18 protein-coding genes are annotated in these 20063 nt (G+C 68.3%); 17 read left to right on the forward strand and 1 reads right to left on the reverse strand.

Annotation, left to right across the window (positions count from 1 at the left end):
- Positions 1-89: 89 nt before the first annotated feature.
- The 17 genes from sidA to lpxB all read left to right on the forward strand — a co-directional run bounded on the left by sidA (position 90) and on the right by lpxB (position 18658).
- Positions 90-182: a cell division inhibitor SidA gene (gene sidA / locus AC1RN5_RS07935; RefSeq protein ID WP_421931508.1), complete on the forward strand. Its 93-nt coding sequence runs from the start codon at positions 90-92 to the stop codon at positions 180-182.
- A 28-nt stretch (positions 183-210) separates the two neighbouring features.
- Positions 211-3651, forward strand: coding sequence for a DNA polymerase III subunit alpha (gene dnaE / locus AC1RN5_RS07940; RefSeq protein WP_493040671.1), 3441 nt, complete (start codon positions 211-213; stop codon positions 3649-3651).
- 181 nt (positions 3652-3832) lie between these two features.
- Positions 3833-4771, forward strand: a complete 939-nt coding sequence (gene rpsB, locus AC1RN5_RS07945; RefSeq protein ID WP_493040672.1) for a 30S ribosomal protein S2 — start codon at positions 3833-3835, stop codon at positions 4769-4771.
- A 94-nt stretch (positions 4772-4865) separates the two neighbouring features.
- Positions 4866-5804, forward strand: a complete 939-nt coding sequence (gene tsf / locus AC1RN5_RS07950; protein WP_493040673.1) for a translation elongation factor Ts — start codon at positions 4866-4868, stop codon at positions 5802-5804.
- Positions 5805-5903: 99 nt separating this feature from the next.
- A complete protein-coding gene (gene pyrH, locus AC1RN5_RS07955) occupies positions 5904-6623 on the forward strand; it encodes a UMP kinase (RefSeq protein WP_421931504.1) in 720 nt (239 codons plus the stop codon).
- Positions 6624-6658: 35 nt separating this feature from the next.
- Positions 6659-7225 carry a ribosome recycling factor gene (gene frr, locus AC1RN5_RS07960; RefSeq protein ID WP_493040674.1) on the forward strand — a complete coding sequence of 189 codons (567 nt, stop codon included), beginning with the start codon at positions 6659-6661 and terminating at the stop codon, positions 7223-7225.
- Positions 7226-7263: 38 nt separating this feature from the next.
- Positions 7264-8016: an undecaprenyl pyrophosphate synthase gene (gene uppS / locus AC1RN5_RS07965; protein WP_493040675.1), complete on the forward strand. Its 753-nt coding sequence runs from the start codon at positions 7264-7266 to the stop codon at positions 8014-8016.
- Positions 7997-8839 carry a phosphatidate cytidylyltransferase gene (locus tag AC1RN5_RS07970; RefSeq protein ID WP_493040676.1) on the forward strand — a complete coding sequence of 281 codons (843 nt, stop codon included), beginning with the start codon at positions 7997-7999 and terminating at the stop codon, positions 8837-8839. The genes uppS and AC1RN5_RS07970 overlap by 20 nt, the downstream gene beginning before the upstream one ends.
- Positions 8827-10029 (forward strand): 1-deoxy-D-xylulose-5-phosphate reductoisomerase, encoded by a 1203-nt coding sequence (dxr, locus tag AC1RN5_RS07975; RefSeq protein WP_493040677.1) that lies wholly within the window; start codon positions 8827-8829, stop codon positions 10027-10029. The genes AC1RN5_RS07970 and dxr overlap by 13 nt, the downstream gene beginning before the upstream one ends.
- A gap of 15 nt (positions 10030-10044) precedes the next feature.
- Complete coding sequence (gene rseP, locus AC1RN5_RS07980) at positions 10045-11262, forward strand: RIP metalloprotease RseP (RefSeq protein WP_493040678.1); 1218 nt, start codon at positions 10045-10047, stop codon at positions 11260-11262.
- 29 nt (positions 11263-11291) lie between these two features.
- Positions 11292-13691, forward strand: a complete 2400-nt coding sequence (gene bamA / locus AC1RN5_RS07985) for an outer membrane protein assembly factor BamA (RefSeq protein ID WP_493040679.1) — start codon at positions 11292-11294, stop codon at positions 13689-13691.
- A 5-nt stretch (positions 13692-13696) separates the two neighbouring features.
- On the forward strand, positions 13697-14323 hold the full coding sequence (locus AC1RN5_RS07990; protein ID WP_493040680.1) for an OmpH family outer membrane protein: 627 nt from the start codon (positions 13697-13699) through the stop codon (positions 14321-14323).
- A 40-nt stretch (positions 14324-14363) separates the two neighbouring features.
- A complete protein-coding gene (gene lpxD / locus AC1RN5_RS07995) occupies positions 14364-15386 on the forward strand; it encodes a UDP-3-O-(3-hydroxymyristoyl)glucosamine N-acyltransferase (protein WP_493040681.1) in 1023 nt (340 codons plus the stop codon).
- Positions 15383-15856 carry a 3-hydroxyacyl-ACP dehydratase FabZ gene (fabZ, locus tag AC1RN5_RS08000; protein ID WP_293493195.1) on the forward strand — a complete coding sequence of 158 codons (474 nt, stop codon included), beginning with the start codon at positions 15383-15385 and terminating at the stop codon, positions 15854-15856. The genes lpxD and fabZ overlap by 4 nt, the downstream gene beginning before the upstream one ends.
- Positions 15853-16650: an acyl-ACP--UDP-N-acetylglucosamine O-acyltransferase gene (lpxA, locus tag AC1RN5_RS08005; RefSeq protein ID WP_493040682.1), complete on the forward strand. Its 798-nt coding sequence runs from the start codon at positions 15853-15855 to the stop codon at positions 16648-16650. Before fabZ ends, lpxA begins: the two co-directional genes overlap by 4 nt.
- A gap of 8 nt (positions 16651-16658) precedes the next feature.
- On the forward strand, positions 16659-17492 hold the full coding sequence (gene lpxI / locus AC1RN5_RS08010; RefSeq protein ID WP_493040683.1) for a UDP-2,3-diacylglucosamine diphosphatase: 834 nt from the start codon (positions 16659-16661) through the stop codon (positions 17490-17492).
- On the forward strand, positions 17489-18658 hold the full coding sequence (gene lpxB, locus AC1RN5_RS08015; protein WP_493040684.1) for a lipid-A-disaccharide synthase: 1170 nt from the start codon (positions 17489-17491) through the stop codon (positions 18656-18658). Before lpxI ends, lpxB begins: the two co-directional genes overlap by 4 nt.
- 89 nt (positions 18659-18747) lie before the next feature.
- On the opposite strand, the gene gltA is transcribed toward lpxB, so the two are convergent.
- Positions 18748-20031: a citrate synthase gene (gene gltA, locus AC1RN5_RS08020; RefSeq protein ID WP_493040685.1), complete on the reverse strand. Its 1284-nt coding sequence runs from the start codon at positions 20029-20031 to the stop codon at positions 18748-18750.
- Positions 20032-20063: the final 32 nt, after the last annotated feature.

The raw sequence follows: 20063 nt of genomic DNA on the forward strand, positions 1-20063 counted from the left end.
GTCCCCCTCCAATGCCGTCAGAACATCCCCTTGTCATGAGAACAAAACCAGAATAGGAACATACCCGGAACATTCACAGGGGTGACGTTATGGTTGTTCGTTTGGCGCGGGAATCGCTGGCCTTTGTGTCGGTCGCGGGCTTTGTCGTGATGATGTGTCTGGTCGCCCAACTGGCTGCCTGAGGCTGAAATTCTGGAAGCGGAGGGCGGCGTGAGCGGGCAGGGCGGAGACGGCGGTTTCGTCCATCTGCGGGTGCGCTCGGCCTATTCGCTGCTGGAGGGCGCGATCAAGGCCGACGCGGTCGGCAAGATGGCGGCCAAGGCCCACATGCCGGCCGTGGCCCTCACCGACCGGGCCAACCTGTTCGGGGCGCTGGAGTTCTCCGTCGCCACCAAGGAGACCGGCGTCCAGCCCATCGTCGGCGTCGCCCTGCCGGTGCGCGGCATCGGCGAGGGGCCGCCGGAGCGCTGGGCCAAGATCCCCACCATCGTCCTGCTGGCCCAGAGCGAGCAGGGCTATCTGCACCTCTCCGAGCTCTCCTCGATGGCCTATCTGGACATCGAGCCCACCGAGGAACCCCAGGTCCCGTGGAGCGCCGTCGTCGAGCGGGCCGAGGGCCTGCTGCTGCTGTCGGGGGGCGTCGACGGTCCCGTCGATCCCCTGATGGCCGCGGGCAAGACCGTCGAAGGGCAGGCGGCCCTGGCCGAGATGCATCGCGTGTTCGGCGACCGCTTCTATATCGAGCTGCAGCGGCACGGCATGGCGGCCCAGGCCGCCGCCGAGCCGGAACTGGTGGCCTACGCCTACGAGTTCGACATTCCCCTGGTGGCCACCAACGACGTCTATTTCGGCCCGGCCGAGCTCTACACCGCCCACGAGGCCCTGCTGTGCATCGCCGACGGCGCCTTCATCAGCCAGGAGGACCGCCGCCGGGTGACGCCGGAGCACTGGTTCAAGCCCGCCGAGGACATGCGCAAGCTGTTCGCGGATTTGCCCGAGGCCTGCGACAACACCCTCGATATCGCCCGGCGCTGCGCCTTCATGGTCAAGAAGCGCGACCCCATCCTGCCGCGCTTCCCCACCGTGGCCGGCCGCACCGAGGCCGAGGAACTGGCCGAGCAGGCCCGCGAGGGGCTGCGCAGGCGCCTGGAGGGCCACATCCTCTCCGGGACCGAGCAGGACTACTGGGACCGGCTGGAGCGCGAGATCGGCGTCATCCAGGCCATGGGCTTCCCCGGCTACTTCCTGATCGTGTCGGACTTCATGAAGTGGGCCGTGGCCCATGACATTCCCGTCGGTCCGGGACGGGGGTCCGGCGCCGGTTCGCTGGTGGCCTGGTCCCTGCTGATCACGGGCCTCGATCCCCTGCGCTACGGCCTGCTGTTCGAGCGGTTCCTGAACCCCGAACGGGTGTCCATGCCCGACTTCGACATCGACTTCTGCCAGGAGCGGCGGGAGGAGGTGATCTCCTACGTCCAGCAGCGCTACGGCCGCGACCGGGTCGCCCAGATCATCACCTTCGGCACCCTGCAGGCCCGCGCCGTGCTGCGGGATGTCGGCCGGGTGCTGCAACTCCCGCTGGGCCAGGTGGACCGCCTGGCGAAGATGGTGCCGGCCAATCCCGCCAACCCGGTGACCCTGGCCCGCGCCATCGAGATCGAGCCGCGCCTGCGCCAGGCCAAGGACGACGACGAGGCCGTGGCCCAGCTGCTGGAGACCGCCCTCCAGCTCGAGGGCCTCTACCGCAACGCCTCGACCCATGCCGCCGGCGTGGTGATCTCCGACCGCCCGCTCACCGAGCTGACCCCCCTCTACCGCGATCCTCGCTCGGACCTGCCCGCCACCCAGTTCAACATGAAGTGGGTGGAGAGCGCGGGCCTGGTGAAGTTCGACTTCCTGGGTCTGAAGACGCTCACCGTCATCGACCGGGCGCTGAAATATCTCGACAAGCGCGGGGCCCGCATCGACATGGCGACCCTGCCGCTCGACGACGCCAAGACCTACGAGCTGATGAGCGCGGCCCAGACGGTGGGCGTGTTCCAGCTGGAAGGCCAGGGCATGCGCGACACCCTGCGCCAGCTGCGCCCCAACTCCATCGAGGACGTCACCGCCGTCGGCGCGCTGTACCGTCCCGGGCCCATGGACAACATCCCGTTGTTCATCGACTGCAAGTTCGGCCGCAAACCCGTTGATTACCTTCATCCTTCTCTCGAAGTGGTGCTGAAGGAGACCTATGGCGTCATCGTCTATCAGGAACAGGTGATGCAGATCGCCCAGATCCTGGCGGGCTATTCGCTGGGGGAAGCCGACCTGCTGCGCCGGGCCATGGGCAAGAAGAAGAAGGAGGAGATGGAGCAGCAGCGGGCGCGCTTCATCTCCGGCGCGGCCGAAAAGGGCGTCCCGGCCGAGCAGTCGGGCGGCATCTTCGACCTGGTGGACAAGTTCGCGGGCTACGGCTTCAACAAGAGCCACGCGGCCGCCTACGCCCTGATTTCGTACCAAACCGGCTGGCTGAAGGCCAATGCGCCGGCGGAGTTCTTCGCGGCCTCGATGAGCCTCGACATCTCCAACACCGACAAGCTGGCGGTCTTCTACCAGGACGCCAAGAAGTTCGGGATCAAGATCCGCGCCCCCGACGTCAACCACTCCGCCGCCGACTTCGACGTCGAGGCCGGCGAGGTGGTCTATGCGCTCGGCGGCATCCGCAATGTCGGCCTGCAGGCCATGGAGCATGTGGTCGCCGTCCGCGCCGAGGGCGGGCCCTTCAAGGATGTCTTCGACTTCGTCGAGCGGGTCGATCCCAAGCAGGTCAACAAGCGCGCCTTCGAGACCCTGGCCCGGGCCGGGGCCTTCGACTCCATCCACGCCAACCGCGCCCAGGTCTTCGCCGCCGCCGACGTCCTGGTGGGCTACGGCCAGTCGGTGGCCGCCGAGCGCGCCTCCTCGCAAGGGTCCCTGTTCGGCGGCGACCAGGTGGAGGCCCAGCGGCCCCGCCTGCCCAAGGCCGACACCTGGTCCTCCACCCAGCGCCTGGACGAGGAGCTGGCCGCCGTCGGCTTCTACCTGTCGGGCCACCCCATGGACGACATGGTGCCCGCCCTGCGCCGCAAGCGCGTCGACCTGCTGGCCGACGTCCTGCCCAAGGCCATCGCCGGCGCCGAGGCCTTCCGCATGGCCGGGGTGGTGCGCCGCAAGCAGGAGCGGGCCTCGGCCTCCAGCGGCGAGAAGTTCGCCTTCGTCACCTTCTCCGACCCCACCGGCGAGTTCGAGGTGCTGTTCCCGCCGGAGAGCCTGCGCAACGCCCGCGAGCTGCTGGAGCCCGGCAAGTGCGTGGGCCTGCGCATCCGCGCCAAGGCCCGCGACGGCGAGGTGCGCTTCTTCGGCGACGGCTGTGAGCCCATCGACCGGGCCATCGAGAACGCCGTGGCGGGCCTGCGCGTCCACCTCGCCCCCCGCAGCGCCGAGATCGAGGCCCTGAAGAAACGCCTCGAAGGCTCGGTCAACGCCCGCGGCGGCGAGGTGATTCTGGTGGCCGCCATCGAGGGCGGCCGCGAGGTGGAGGTCAAGCTGCCCGGCCGCTTCACCCTGGACAACGCCGTGCGCGGCGCGCTCAAGACCTCTCCGGGCGTGGTCTTCGTCGAGGATCTCTAGGCGGCGCCAGCCGTCAACCGCCGCTGGCTATTGCCTTTTCCGGCGTTACGCCCTACATCCGCGCCCATTCCACACGCAGGCGTTTGGCGGTTGGCGGGGAGACATCCCGCCGGTTTCCATTCCGGTCCTCCATCAGGAGGGTTTGTCTGCGGAGGCTAACCGGAAAAAGAGGACCATACATATGGCGCTTCCCGACTTCTCCATGCGTCAGCTCCTGGAAGCTGGCGCCCACTTCGGCCACCAGACCCACCGCTGGAATCCGAAGATGGACCGCTACATCTTTGGTAGCCGCTCCAACATCCACATCATCGACCTGTCGCAGTCGATACCCCTCCTGCACCAGGCCCTGGTGAAGGTGCGCGAAATCGCCGCCGGCGGCGGTCGCGTGCTGTTCGTCGGCACCAAGCGTCAGGCCTCCGATCCGGTCGCCACCGCCGCCAAGCGCAGCGCCCAGTACTATGTGAACCACCGCTGGCTGGGCGGCACGCTCACCAACTGGCGCACCGTCTCGGGCTCCATCGCCCGCCTGCGCGAGCTGGAAGGCCTGCTGGAGGGCGGCGCCCAAGGCCGCGCCAAGAAGGAACTGCTGAAGCTGACGCGCGAGCGCGACAAGCTCGAGCTGTCCCTGGGCGGCATCAAGGACATGGGCGGCATTCCCGACATCATGTTCGTGATCGACACCAACAAGGAAGCGATCGCGATCCTGGAAGCCCGCAAGCTGAACATCCCGGTCATCGCCATCCTCGACACCAACTGCGATCCGGACGGCATCACCTATCCGATCCCGGGCAACGACGACGCCGCGCGCGCCATCCAGCTCTATTGCGACCTGATGGCCGACTCGATCCTCGACGGCCTGGCCGCCGGCCAATCGGCCGCCGGTGTCGACCTGGGCGCCTCCATCGCCCCGATCGAGCCGACGCTCGCCCGTGAGCTGACCCCGGAACCGGTCGTGACCGAAGCCGAGATGGCCGCCCCGGCGGCCGCTCCGGCCCCGGCGCCCGTCGCGGCTGAACCGGCCCCGGCCCCGGCCCCGGCCGAGGTCGCCCCGGCCGCGGCCGAACCGGAGACCACCGCGGCGGAAGCCCCGGCGGCTGAACCGACCGCGACCCAAGAGTAAGCCGGAGGACGCCCTCCGGCGTCGCCGACACGACTACGACATGGCGGGGTCCTAGATGGGCTCCGCCGACCCAATTGATCTGAAGGAGCTCACCATGGCGGAAATCACCGCTGCGCTGGTCAAGGACCTGCGCGAGAAATCCGGCGCGGGCATGATGGACTGCAAGAAGGCCTTGCAGGAAAACGGCGGCGACGTCGAAGCCTCCATCGACTGGCTGCGCACCAAGGGCCTGTCCAAGGCCGCCAAGAAGTCCGACCGCGCCGCGGCCGAGGGCCTGGTGGCCGGCAAGCTCAGCGACGACGGCAAGACCGGCGTCCTGATCGAGCTGAACGCCGAGACCGACTTCGTGTCCAAGAACGACAAGTTCCAGGACGCCGCGCGCGACTGCGCCACGGTGGCCCTGGACGTCGACGGCGACGTGGACGCCATCTCGGCGGCCAAGACCGCCAAGGGCGAAGTGGTGGGCGACGTGATCACCAACCTGATCGCCACCATCGGAGAGAACATGCGCCTGCGCCGCTCGGCCCGTCTGAGCGTGGCGCAAGGCGCCGTGGCCCTCTACCTGCACAATGCGCAGGGCGATGGCGTCGGCCGCCTCGGCGTGCTCGTCGCGCTGGAAGGCGCCGGCGACCAGGCGGTGCTGAAGGATGTGGGCCGCAAGATCGCCCTGCACGTGGCCGGCACCCCGACCCCGCCGCTGGCGCTCACCGAGGCCGACCTCGATCCCGCCGCCGTCGAGAAGGAAAAGAAGTTCCTCACCGACCAGGCGCTGGAATCGGGCAAGCCCATCGGCGTCGTCGAGAAGATGATCGAGGGCCGGATCCGCAAGTGGCAGGAAGAAGTGGTGCTGCTGAAGCAACCCTTCGTCATGAACCCGGACCAGACCATCGAGGGCCTGCTGGCCGAGACCGGCAAGCAACTCGGCGCCCCGGTGACGGTGAAGGGCTTCGTGCGCTTCGCCCTGGGTGAAGGCGTGGAGAAGAAGGTCGACGATTTCGCCGCCGAAGTGGCGTCGATGACCGGCCAAGCCTAAACCGCCACCATAAAAAGACGGCCCAAGGGCGTGGTGCGTTCGACGCGCACCACGCCCTTGGTTTATGTAGTACCCGCCTAAGATTCTCGAGAGCGCCCCATGTCCGACGCCAAGCCGCGCTACAAGAAGATCCTCTTGAAGATGTCGGGCGAGGTCCTGATGGGCGACGCCATGTTCGGCATCGACACCAAGACCATCGAGGCGGTGGCCGAGGACATCAAGGAAGTGGTCGACGCCGGCGTCGAGCTCTGCCTGGTGGTGGGCGGCGGCAACATCTTCCGCGGCGTCTCCCTGGCCGGCAAGGGCATGGACCGGGCCAACGCCGACTATATGGGCATGCTGGCCACGGTGATGAACGCGCTCGCCCTCCAGGGCGCCCTGGAAAAGGCCGGCGTCTACACCCGGGTGCAGTCGGCCATCCCCATGGAGGCGGTCTGCGAGCCCTATATCCGCCGGCGGGCCCAGCGGCACCTGGAGAAGGGCAGGGTGGTGATCTTCGCCGCCGGACTCGGCGCGCCCTTCTTCACCACCGACACGCCCGCGGCCCTGCGCGCCGCCGAGATGGGCTGCGACGCCCTCTTCAAGGGCACCAGCGTCGATGGGGTCTACACCGCCGATCCGAAGAAGGATCCGAGCGCCAAGCGCTACGAAACCCTCAGCTACCAGGACGTGCTGGCCCAGGACCTGCGGGTCATGGACGCCTCGGCCATCGCCCTGATGCGCGACAACAACGTGCCGATCGTGGTGTTCTCCATCCGCGAGCGAGGAAACTTCATGAAGGTGCTGAAAGGCCAAGGCGTCTTCACCACCATCGCCTGACCAGCCGACCACTTTTGACTTAGGGAGACGCACCCATGGCCGACGCAGAAAAGCCGGTGCTTTCGCGCTACCGGGACCGCATGGATAAGGCGGTCGCCGCGCTGAAGGAAGAATTCGCCAGCCTGCGGACGGGGCGAGCTTCCTCCGGCCTGCTGGATCAGGTGATGGTGGAGGCCTACGGCTCGACCATGCCGCTGAACCAGGTGGCCGCCGTCAGCGTCCCCGAGCCCCGCTCCATCACCGTCAGTGTCTGGGACAAGGGCATGGTGGTGGCGGTGGAGAAGGCCATCCGCTCGTCGGGCCTCGGCTTCAATCCCGTCAACGAAGGCCAGAACCTGCGCATCCCGATCCCGCCGCTGACCGAGGAACGCCGCAAGGACCTGGCCAAGATCGCCGGAAAGTACGCCGAGCAGCAGAAGATCGCCGTGCGCAACGTTCGCCGCGACGCCAATGACGACCTGAAGAAGGCCGAGAAGGATGGCGTGATCAACCAGGACGATCAGAAGCGCATGGAGGCCGAGGTCCAGAAGATGACCGATGAGGCGATCAAGCGCGTGGACGAAGCCTTGAAAATCAAAGAGCAAGAGATCATGCAGGTTTAGTCGTCCAGACTGCCGCCAAGGACGAAACGGAAAACCGCATGGCCTCCGCTCCCCCAGAGCCGCCCGAAAAGGACGCGCCGCTGCACGTGGCGATCGTCATGGACGGCAATGGCCGGTGGGCCAAGCGCCGCGGCCTGCCGCGCAAGCTGGGCCACCCCAAGGGGGTGGAGGCGATTCGCAAGGTGGTGGAGGCCGCCCCGGACCTCGGCGTCCGCTGGCTCACCCTCTACGCCTTCTCCACCGAGAACTGGCGCCGCCCGGCCGGCGAGGTGGCCGAGGTGATGCGGCTTCTGAAGCACTATGTGAACAGCGACCTCGAGAAACTGACCCGCGAGGGGGTGAAGGTCCGCATCCTGGGCCGCCGCGAGGGTCTGCCGCCGGACGTCGCCGAGATCGTCGAGCGGGCCGAGACCCGCACCGCCCACAACGACCGCTTCTTCCTGCAGGTGGCCTTCAACTATGGCGGCCGGGCCGACATCGTCGACGCCGCCCGGGCCCTGGTGGCCGACGCGCTGGCCGGCAAGATCGACGCCGCGGGGGTGACCGACGAGGCCTTCGAACAGAGGCTCTCCACCGGTGGCCTGCCCGCGCCGGACCTGGTGGTCCGCACCAGCGGCGAGCAGCGCCTCTCCAATTTCCTCCTGTGGGAGTCGGCCTATTCGGAGTTCGTCTTCCCCGACGTGCTCTGGCCCGACTTCACCCCCGACCACCTGCAGTCGGCGATCGATGAGTTCCACCGGCGCGAGCGCAGGTACGGCGCCGTCGCGGACGATGTCCTTGCCGCCGGCTAAGCGCTTCAACTGGTCCAATCTGGGCGTTCGGGTGGCGTCGGCCACCGTCCTGGTGCCCACCGCCCTGGCGGCGGTCTGGTTCGACACCGGCCTGGCGGCCGGGGGCTGGCCGTTCCTGGTGCTGATCGCCGTGGCCGTCGCCCTGCTGTCCATCGAATGGGGCGGCATGAGCGCGCCCTATGCGCCGGTCCGCGTCTCCACCGCCGTCACCGTGGCGATCCTGGCCGGCGTCTTCCTGGCCCATCGCGACCACATGTGGCTGGCCTGGGCCGGCCTGTTGCTGGGCGGCATAGCCTCGGCCCTGGTGGCGCGCGGCGTGGCCGAGCGGCCTACCGACGCCGCCTTCGGGGTCTTCTATATCGGCATCGCCTGCATCTGCCTGGTCTGGCTGCGGGCCATGCCCCAGGGCCAGTGGTGGACCCTGATGCTGTTCGCCATCACCTGGACCGCCGACATCGCCGCCTTCGCCGTCGGCAGCGCCCTGAAGGGCCCCAAGCTCTGGCCCCGGTTCTCCCCCAACAAGACCTGGTCCGGCTTCGTCGGCGGCCTGGTCTTCGCCATGGCGGTGGGAGCCTTGATGACCATCATCCCCGCCTTCGAGCTGAACATGGCCGCCGGCGCCCTGGTGGGCCTGCTGGGCGGCCTGGCCACCATGGCCGGCGACCTCTGGGAGTCGTCCTTGAAGCGCCGGTTCGGCGTGAAGGATTCCGGCGATCTGATCCCCGGTCACGGCGGGCTGCTGGACCGCGTGGACGGCCTGCTGTTCGCCGTGGTGGTGATCGCCATCGCCCGGCTGGTCAATCACCTGGGGTGGGGACATTGACCCTACCGCGCCGCATCAGCGTCCTGGGCTGCACCGGGTCGGTGGGGGTCTCCACCCTCGACCTGCTGGAGAAGTCCGGGGCGGAGGTCGAGATGGTGGCCCTCGCGGCGGGCCGCAATGTCCAGGTGCTGGCCGAGCAGGCGCGCCGCTGGCGCCCGAAGCTCGCCGTGATCGAGGACGAGAGCCGCCTGGCCGAACTGCGTGATCGCCTGGCCGGAACGGGAATCGCCACGGCGGGCGGCGCCCAGGCCGTGGTCGAGGCCGCGGGCATGGACGCCCAGTGGGTGATGTCGGCCATTGTCGGCTTCGCGGGTCTCGGCCCCACCCTGGCCGCGGCCCGGTCCGGCGCCATCGTGGCGCTGGCCAACAAGGAGAGCCTGGTCTGCGCCGGGCCGCAGCTGCTGCGCATCGCCAAGCTGGCGGGCGGCGTGGTCATCCCGGTGGATTCCGAGCACTCGGCGATCTTCCAGGTCTTCGACCCCATGGTCGCCCAGCACGTCTCGCGCCTGGTGCTCACCGCCTCGGGCGGGCCTTTCCGGGGCTGGTCGCGGGAGCAGATGCGCCTGGCCAGCGTCGAGCAGGCGGTCAATCACCCCAAGTGGGACATGGGGGTGAAGATCTCCATCGACTCCGCCACCATGATGAACAAGGGCCTGGAGATGGTGGAGGCGGCCTATCTGTTCGCCATGCCGCCGGAGCGGGTCGACGTGATCGTCCATCCGCAGTCCATCGTCCATTCCATGGTGGAATATGTCGACGGCTCCACCCTGGCCCAGCTCGGGGCGCCGGACATGCGCACCCCCATCGCCTGCGCGCTCGCCTGGCCCGACCGTCTGCCCTGGCCGGCGCCCAGGCTGGACCTGGCCCAGATCGGCCAGCTCACCTTCGAGGCGCCCGACTACGAGCGATTCCCCGCCCTGCAGCTGGCCAAGGACGCCCTGGCGGCCGGCGGCGCGGCTCCTGCGGTGATGAACGCCGCCAATGAGGTCGCCGTGGCCGCATTTCTTGACCGTCGGATAGGCTTTCTCGATATTGCCGCAATCGTGGCCGACACACTGCAACGTGTTGAGGCCGAGGGCCTCGCGGGGGAACCCACCGGCGATGTCCTGCAAGCGGCGAAGGCGACAGACACCATGGCGCGCCGCGTCGCGGGCGAGGTCGTGGCCCGGCTCGAGCCGGTCGCGCTGTAAGGAGTAGCCTGCGCCATGCTTCAATTCCTCCATACGGCCGTGACTTACATCGTGCCCTTCGTGCTGGTCCTGACCCTGGTGGTCACGGTGCACGAGCTGGGACACTTCTGGGCGGCCAAGAGCTTCGGCGTGGCCGTCGACCGATTCTCCATCGGCTTTGGCCGGTCCATCGCCGCCTGGACCGACAAGTCCGGAGTCGAATGGCGGATCGGCTGGGCGCCGCTGGGCGGCTATGTGCGCTTCGCCGGCGACGAGAATGTCGCCAGCGTCCCCGACCAGGACGACCTGGAGACCCTGCGCCAGTCCATCGTCGCCCGCGAAGGGCAGGGGGGCCTGGCCCGCTACTATCATTTCAAGCCGATCTGGCAGCGCGCGGTGATCGCCGCCGCCGGCCCCTTCGCCAATTTCGGCCTCGCCATCGTCATCTTCGCCGCGCTGATCCTGGCCCTGGGGGAAGATCTCCTCCCGGCGAAGGTGGCCTCCGTCGCACCCGGCAGCCCCGCCGCCCAGGCCGGTTTCCAGGCGGGCGACCTGATCTTCGAAGCCAACGGCCGGCCGATCCGCAGCTTCGTCGACCTCGCGGAGGTGGCCCAGCTTCGGGTCGACCTGCCCACGGTGTTCGTCGTACGCCGGGGGGCGGAGGAGGTGTCTCTGACCGCGACCTCGAAGCTGCAGATGCGCTCGGACGGCCTCGGCGGCGAGCGGCTGCAGGGCACCCTCGGCATCGTGCCGGCGCAGGCCCGCGAGGACTATATTCACGTCCGCTACAACCCGGTCGAGGCCCTCGGCAAGGGGGTCGAGCGGACCTGGCGGGTGCTCAGCACGACGGTCTACTATCTCGGCCGGATGGTGACGGGGCAGGTTTCCGCCAACCAGTTGAGCGGTCCCCTGGGAATCGCTCGTGTCTCGGGTCAGGTGGCCCAGACCGGCGCGCAGGGCGCGCCTGACCTCGGGACCCAGATCCTCGGCTCCGGCGTCGCCCTGCTGGGGCTGGCCGCCGTCCTCTCGGTGGGGATCGGGTTCATGAACCTGCTCCCGGTGCCCGTGCTGGACGGGGGACACCTGCTGTTCTACGCCTACGAAGCTGTGGCCCGCAGGCCTCTCGCGGCCAAGGTTCAGGCCGTGGGCTATCGCGTGGGCCTTGCGCTGTTGCTGGGATTGATGTTGTTCGCGACCTGGAACGATCTGCAGCAACTGCGTGTGTTCAAAATCCTTGGCGGTCTGCTTTCCTGACCCGCCCTTTTCCGTTGACGGCAGAAACGATGCAAAGAACCCGCGCCCGTAGCGCCGCGCTCGCCTCCGGTCTCGCCCTGCTTTTGGGCTCGACCGCGCTTACCCTGCCGAGCCTTGCGTTGGCCCAGGCCGCCGAACAGGGCGGCGTCGTGCAGAGGATCATTGTCGAGGGCAACGAGCGGATCGAGCAGTCGACCGTGCTCTCCTACCTGCCGATCCAGCCCGGCGAGACCGCCGACCCGGCCAAGCTAGACCTGGCCCTGAAGGCCCTGTTCCGCACCGACCTGTTCTCGGACGTGAAGATCAACCTGGTGAACGGCGACCTGACCATCACGGTCGTGGAGAACCCGATCATCAACAAGGTGGTGTTCGAGGGCAATTCCGGCCTGAAGGAAGAGAAGCTGCGCGACGAGGTCACCGTGCGTCCGCGCGGCATCTTCACCCGCGCCAAGGTCCAAGCCGACGTCCAGCGCATCGTCGAGCTCTATCGCCGCTCAGGCCGCATCTCGGCCACGGTGACGCCGAAGATCGTCGAACTGCCCCAGAAGCGCGTGGACCTGATCTTCGAGATCGACGAGGGCCCCAAGAGCGGGGTGCTGCGGGTCAACTTCCTCGGCAACAAGGAATTCTCCGACAACGACCTGCGCGACGTCGTCGTGACCGAGCAGTCGAGCTGGTACAAGTTCTTCTCGTCCAACGCCAACTACGACCCCGACCGCCTGGAGTACGACAAGGAGCAGCTGCGCAAGCACTACCGCAACCGCGGCTTCTACGACTTCCGGGTGATCTCGGCGGTGGCCGAGCTGTCCCCGGACAAGAACGGCTTCGTCATCACCTATACCCTCGATGAAGGTCCCGAATACAAGTTCGGCAAGATCTCCGTGGAGACCGAGCTTCAGAAGCTGGACAAGGACCTGCTGCTCCAGCTGGTCCCGATCCACTCGGGCGAGCTCTATCAGGACCAGGTGATCGAGAACGCCACCGACGCCCTGACCTTCGCGGCCGGCGCCGCCGGCTTCGCCTCGGTGGACGTGCGTCCGCGCTATGTGGCCAACAAGGAGACCAAGACCGTCGACGTGGTCTTCCAGGTCCGCGAGGGGCCGCGTGTCTATGTCGATCGCATCGACATCGTCGGCAACAGCCAGACCCTGGACTACGTCATCCGCCGCGAGCTGAACCTGGTGGAGGGCGACGCCTACAACCGCGCCCTGGTGGACCGGTCTAAGAACAACATCCGCGCGCTCGGCTTCTTCAAGGACGTCGACATCACCGAGATCCCCGGCTCGGCGCCCGACCGCACCAACCTGCAGGTGAAGGTCGAGGAGCAGCCCACCGGCGAACTCTCCTTCAGCGCCGGCTACTCCTCGGTCGACCAGCTCGTGCTGGACCTGGGCGTCACCCAGCGCAACTTCCGCGGCCGCGGCCAGGACGTCCGGGCCCGGATCTCCGTGGGCTCCCTGCGCCAGCAGCTCGACTTCTCCTTCACCGAGCCGCGCTTCCTGGGCCGCAACCTGCGGGCCGGGGTTGACCTCTATTCCTACCGCTACGACCTGACCGACTATTCGGCCTACCAGACCAGCACGCTGGGCATGAACCTGCGGGCCGGCTTCCCGCTGACCCTCAACTCGTCGATGACCACCCGCTACGTGATCCGCAGCGACGAGGTGAAGATCGACGACTCCTACTGCGATCCGGCCTCGCCGATCGTGTCGCTGTCGCTCTGCGCCCAGCGGGGCTCCTTCGTGACCTCCCTGGTGGGCTATGGCCTGCACCTGGATCGCCGCAACAACCCGATCAACCCGACCCGCGGCTTCTCCGCCGACCTCAGCCAGGACCTGGCCGGTCTGGGCGGCGACGTGAACTACATCCGCACCGACGTCAGCGGCGCCTGGTACCACGGGTTCAACAAGGACTTCATCCTCAGCGTCACCGGCCAGGGCGGCTACATCGCCGGCTGGAACGGCGACACCATCCGGATCAACGACCGCTCCTACAAGGGTGGCAACAGCTTCCGCGGCTTCGAGACCGCCGGCATCGGTCCGCGCGACACCAACTTCGCCCGCAGCGATGCGCTGGGCGGCCGCGCCTACGCCATCGGCTCGGTGGAACTGACCATCCCGACCTTCGTGCCCGAGCAGTACGGCATCAAGGCCGCCCTGTTCACCGACTTCGGCACCGTCGGCCTGCTGGATGACGTGGACAAGGAATACCAACCGGGCGCGATTAATCCCGCCACAAACCTTCCCTATCCTGCCGGAACGCGTGACCCGCTGATCTTCGATGATCTGTCGTTGCGCGCCACAGCCGGTCTGTCGGTGTTCTGGAAGTCTCCGATGGGTCCCATCCGCTTCGACTTCAGCCAAGTTTTGGCCAAAGAAGCCTACGACAAGACCGAAACCTTCCGTTTCTCCACTTCAACGAAGTTCTGACCCCCATGACGATCAAAAATCTTGTCGCGGCGACCTGCGTCGCTGCGCTTTCGCTCACCGCGAGCTCGCAGGCCTTCGCCCAGGCCGCCGCTCCGGCCATCACCCACGGGCCGGCCATTCCGGGCGTCTGCGTCATGTCGATCGAGGGCGTCATCGGCTCCTCGACCGTGGGCAAGTACGTCCAGACCCGCCTGCAGCAGATCGCGACCCAGGTCGGCGCCGAGCTGAAGGCCGAGGAAGCCGCCATCCAGAACGACGCCAAGGCCCTCGACGGCCGCAAGGCCACGATGGACCAGGGCGCCTTCGAGAAGGCCGCCGCCGACCTGCAGGTCCGGGCCAACGCCTATCAGCGCAAGGCCCAGCTGCGCGAACGCGAGATGCAGGCCACCCAGCAGAAGGCGCTCGGCCGTGTCGGCCAGGAGCTGGACCCGATCATCCGTCAGGTCTACCAGCAGCGTCAGTGCAGCGTGCTGCTGCAGCGGGACGCCCTGGTCATCGCCAACCCGGCCATGGACATCAGCCCGACCATGACCACGGCGCTGAACGCCAAGATCACCCAGTTCGCTTTCGACCGCGAACGCCTGGACCAACCGGCCGCGGCCCCGCAAGCTGCGGCTCCCGTCCGCAAGTAGGACGACTCGGGCTATGCGCGGGTCGAGCTGAGAGTGCTTGATGCCTGACCCGCGCTTTTTCGAAGATCTGGGCCCCGTCACCCTGACGGAGCTCGCCGAGCTGACCGGGGCCGAGATTTCGGCCCCGGGGGCCGGCGCGTCCCGCGTCGCCCGTGTCGCCATCCTGGCGCGGGCCACCCCCGACAGCATCACCTACTTCTCCGACCGCAAGCTCGCCGCCGACCTGGCCGAGACCCGGGCGGCGGCCTGCTTCGTGGGGCCCCGCGACGTCGACCTGGTGCCCCAGGGCTGCGTCGCCCTGGTGACCCGTCAGCCCACCGCCGCCTACGCCATGTCCGCCCTGCGCCTGCACCGGCCGCGCCGCCACCTGGGCGAGGCGGTGTCGCGGGACGCCAAGCTGGAGGCCGGGGTCGTGCTCGGTCCGGGCGTGGTGATCGGGCCGGGGGCGGAGATCGGCGCCAACACCGTCATCGGCGCCAACACCGTCATCGGCCCCGGCGTCGCCATCGGCCGCGACGGCCAGATCGGCGCCAATGTCAGCATCCACTGCGCCCTGCTGGGCGACCGGGTGAAGATCCTGGCCGGCGCGATCATCGGCGAGGCCGGCTTCGGCGCCACCGCCGGCCCCAAGGGGGTCATCGACATCCCCCAGCTCGGCCGGGTCATCCTGCAGGACGGCGTCACCATCGGCGCCAACAGCTGCGTCGACCGCGGGGCCTATGACGACACGGTCCTGGGGGAGAACACCAAGATCGATAACCTGGTGCAGATCGCCCACAACGTCCGCGTCGGCCGCAACTGCGTGATGGCCGCCCACACCGGGATTTCCGGCAGCGTCACCATCGGCGACGGCTCGGCCTTCGGCGGGCGCGCCGGCGTGGCCGACCATGTCATCATCGGCGAGGGGGCCCAGGTGGGCGCCGCGTCCGGCGTGCTGCGGGACATCCCGCCGGGCGCGATCGTGGGCGGCTATCCGGCCATGCCCATGCGACAATGGCTGCGCGAAGTCGCCTGGCTGAGCAAGTCGGCGGCCAAGCGCCGCCGGGAGGAACCTGATCAATGAGCCGCAAGGCCCCCGTCAACGAATCGCCCACCGAGATCGACATCACCGAGATCGTGAAGCGCATCCCGCATCGCTATCCCTTCCTGCTGGTCGACCGCTGCGAGGACTACAAGCCCAGCGAGTCCATCGTCGGCATCAAGTGCGTGACCATCAACGAGCCCTTCTTCCAGGGCCACTTCCCCGACTATCCGGTCATGCCCGGCGTGCTGATCATCGAGGCCCTGGCCCAGACCGGGGCGGTGCTGATGTCCAAGTCCCTTGAGGTGGACGTGGCCGGCAAGACCATCTTCTTCGTCTCGGTGGACAACGGCCGCTTCCGCCAGCCCGTCCGTCCGGGCGACGTCCTGCGCCTGAACGTCAAGGTGATCCGCGCCCGCGGCGATCTCTTCAAGTTCCAGGGCCAGGCCATGGTGGGCGACAAGGTGGCCGCCGAATGCGAGTTCGCCGCCATGGTGGTGGCCACCCAATGACCGCCCAGATCCATCCCAACGCCATCGTCGCCGAGGGCGCCGAACTGGGGGACGGCGTCGTCGTCGGTCCCTTCTGCACCGTGGGCCCCAATGTCCGGCTGGGCGCCAACACCCGGCTTGTCTCCCACATCGTCGTGGACGGCCATACCGAGCTGGGGGAGGACAACACCGTCTATCCCTTCGCCATGCTGGGCGGCCCGCCGCAGCACACCGCCTACAAGGGCGAACCCACCAAGCTGGTGATCGGCGACCGCAACACCATCCGCGAGCACGCCACCATGAACGTCGGCACGGTCGGCGGCGGCGGAGTCACCAGCGTCGGCTCGGACGGCTTCTACATGATCGAGAGCCACGTGGCCCACGACTGCAAGGTCGGCGACCACGTGATCCTCACCAAGCAGGCCACCCTGGGCGGCCACTGCCAGATCGGCGACTATGTCATCGTCGGCGGCCTGGCGGCCGTGCACCAGTACACCCGGGTCGGACGCCACGCGATGATCGGCGGCCTGGCGGCCGTGGTGAAGGACGTCATCCCCTACGGCTCGGTCTGGGGCAACCACGCCCACCTCGAGGGCCTGAACCTGGTGGGCCTGAAGCGCCGGGGCTTCAGCCGCGAGACCATCAACACCATGCGCGCGGCCTACCGCATGCTGTTCGCCGACGAGGGCACCTTCCAGGAGCGCCTGGACGACACCGTCGAGACCTATGCCAGCTGCGACGAGGTGCTGGAGATCATCGACTTCATCCGCGCCGACGGCAGCCGTCCGCTGTGCCTGCCCGAGCGCGAGGTCTAGTCCCAGCCATGCGCAAGCTGGGCCTGATCGCCGGCGGCGGCACGCTTCCCCTGGAGATCGCCGAGCATTGCGAACAGGAAGGTCGCCCGGTGTTCGTCGCCCGCCTCAAGGGCTTCGCCGGGCCCGAGCTGAACCGCTTCCCGGGCGCCGACGTGGGCCTGGCCGAGGTGGGCAAGACGATCAAGGCGCTCAAGCGCGCCGGGTGCCAGGCGATCTGCCTGGTGGGCAATGTCAGCCGGCCCGACTTCAAGGCCCTCAAGCCCGACCTGCGCGGTCTGGCCATGCTGCCGGCGGTGATCGCCGCGGCCCGTCATGGCGACGACGCCCTGCTGCGGGTGGTGCTGAACGAGTTCGCCAAGGAGGGCTTCGTCATCGAGGGCGCCCACGAGGCCAAGAGCGACCTGTCCCTGGCCAAGGGACCGCTGGGCAAGGTCGCCCCGGGGCCCGAGCACATGGCCGACATCGAGCGCGCCCTGCTGGTGGCCCGCGAGATCGGCCGCCTGGACGTGGGGCAGGGGGCCGTGGTCTGCGACGGTCTGGTCCTGGCCGTGGAGGCCCAGGAGGGCACCGACGCCATGCTGCGCCGCGTCGCCCATGAGATTCCCACCGCCATCCGCGGGACCCCGGGCGCCTATCGTGGCGTGCTGGCCAAGGCGCCCAAGCCGATCCAGGAGACCCGTGTCGACCTGCCCACCATCGGCCTGGCCACCGTCCAGCGCGCCGCCGCCGCGGGCCTGGCCGGCATCGTGGGGGAGGCCGGCCGTCTGCTGGTCCTCGACCGCGAGGCGGTGATCGAGATGGCCGACGAACTGGGCCTGTTCATCGTGGGCGTCGAGCCATGACCAAGCCCCTCTGCGTGATGCTGGTGGCCACCGAGGCCTCCGGCGACGACCGTGGCGCGGGGCTGGCCAAGTCCCTGCGCGCCCGGCTGGGCGACAAGGTACGCTTCATCGGCGCCGGCGGGGCCCAGATGGCCGCCCAGGGCGTCGAGAGCCTGTTCGACATCGCCCAGCTGTCCATCCTCGGCGTGGTGGACGCGCTGGCCGTCTATCCCCGGGCCATGAAGCTGGTGGACCAGACCGTGGCCCTGGCGGCCCGGGAGAAGCCCGACGTCGTGGTCCTGATCGACTCCTGGGCCTTCAGCCTGCGGGTCGCCAACCGCCTGCGCAAGCTCGACCCCGCCATCCCCCTGGTGAAGTACGTCGCCCCCCAGGTCTGGGCCTGGCGGCGGGGACGGGCCAAGGTTCTGGCCCGCTCGGTGGACCACCTGCTCTCCATCCACACCTTCGACGCCCCCTATTTCGAGGCCGAGGGTCTGCCCACCACCTTCGTCGGCAACGCGGCCCTGAAGGTCGACTTCTCCGCCGCCGATCCGGCCCGTCTGCGCGCCGAGCACAACATCGCCCCCGAGGCGCCCATCCTGCTGGTCCTGCCCGGCAGCCGGCCCAGCGAGATCAATCGGGTCCTGCCGCCCTTCGCCGAGGCGGCCCTGCTGCTCAAGGCCAGCCGCCCGGACCTGGAGATCGTCATTCCCGCCGCCCCCACCGTCGCCGAGGCGGTGAAGGCCCAGGTGGCCGGCTGGCCGCGCCGGGCCCACGTGGTGGAGGGCGAGCAGGCCAAGCTGGATTCCATGAAGGCCGCCACCGTCGCCATGGCCTGCTCGGGCACGGTGACCATCGAACTGGCCCTGGCCGGATGCCCGATGGTGATCGGCTATCGCATCGACAAGCTGACCTACGCCCTGGTCAACCGCCTGGTGCGCCGGCCCATCACCCTGTTCAACATCGCCGCCGGGGAGATCGTCGCCCCGGAGCTGATCCAGGACGATTGCACGCCCCAGGCCCTGGCCCGCGAGATCGCCCTGCGCCTCGACGATCCGGCGCTCCGCGCCCGCCAGGTGGCGGCCCAGTTCGCCGCCCTGGAGACGATGGGCCGCGGCGGTCCCGACCCCTCCGACGCCGCCGCCGACGCCATCCTCAAGATCCTGGCCGAGCGCTCGCCGGCCTGAGGGCCGGGTTCGGGGCTCACCAACCGGGCAAAGAAAATCCGCCGCGCCTGGGGCGCGGCGGATGATCTGTCTCGGCGTCGGAAGCGGGCCTAGCCGCGCTTGTCGATGGCCGTGTAGTCGCGGAGCGGGGCGCCGGTATAGATCTGGCGCGGACGGCCGATCTTCTGCAACGGGTCCTCGATCATTTCCTTCCACTGGGCGATCCAGCCCACGGTGCGGGCCACGGCGAAGAGCACGGTGAACATCTCGGGCGGGAAGCCCAGGGCGCGCAGGGTGATGCCGGAGTAGAAGTCGACGTTCGGATAGAGCTTGCGCTCGATGAAGTAGGGATCGGAGAGCGCGATCTTTTCCAGCTCCATGGCGACCTTCAGCAACGGGTCGTCGGAGTGGCCGACTTCGGCCAGGACTTCATGGCAGGTCTTCTGCATGACCGTCGCACGCGGGTCGTAGTTCTTGTAGACCCGGTGACCGAAGCCCATCAGGCGATAGCGGCGGTCCTTCACGCCCTGGACGTACTCGGGGATGCGATCGACGGTGCCGATCTCCTTGAGCATGTTCAGCGCCTCTTCGTTGGCGCCGCCGTGGCTGGGGCCCCAGAGGCAGGCGATGCCCGCCGCGATGCAGGCGAACGGGTTGGCGCCCGAGGAGCCGGCCAGACGCACCGTCGAGGTCGAGGCGTTCTGCTCGTGGTCGGCGTGCAGGATGAAGATGCGGTCCATGGCCCGCGTCAGCACCGGGTTCGGGACCCAGTCCTCGGCCGGGACCGAGAAGCACATGCGCAGGAAGTTCTCGGCGTAGGACAGGTCGTTGCGCGGATGCACGAAGGGCTGGCCGCGGAAGTATTTGAAGGCGCGCGCGGCGATCGTCGGCATCTTGGCGATCAGCCGGTGCGACGAGATCATCCGCTGCTCGGGATCCTCGACGTTGGTGCTGTCATGATAGAAGGCCGACAGGGCGCCGACGGCGCCGACCATGATCGCCATCGGGTGAGCATCCCGGCGGAAGCCCTGGAAAAAGCGATCGAACTGCTCGTGCAGCATGGTGTGGTAGGTGATGGTCTTCTCGAACTGCTCGGCCTCGGCCGCGTTCGGCAGCTCGCCGTGCAGCAGCAGGTAGCAGACCTCCAGGAAGCTCGACTTCTCGGCCAGCTGGTCGATCGGATAGCCGCGGTGCAGCAAAACGCCCGCGTCCCCGTCGATGAAGGTGATCTTGCTCTCGCAGCTCGCCGTGGAGGTGAAGCCGGGGTCGTAGGTGAAGACGTCGGCCTCGGCGTAGAGCTTGCGGATATCAACGACGGCCGGGCCGTCGACGCCCCTCAGAATCGGGAGTTCAACGGTCTTTGAGCCGATGCTCATTTTCGCCATGTCGGCCATGCCATCCCCTTCGCATGTCTGGAACAAAACGC

The sequence above is a fragment of the Phenylobacterium sp. GW821-FHT12F10 genome (assembly GCF_058806695.1).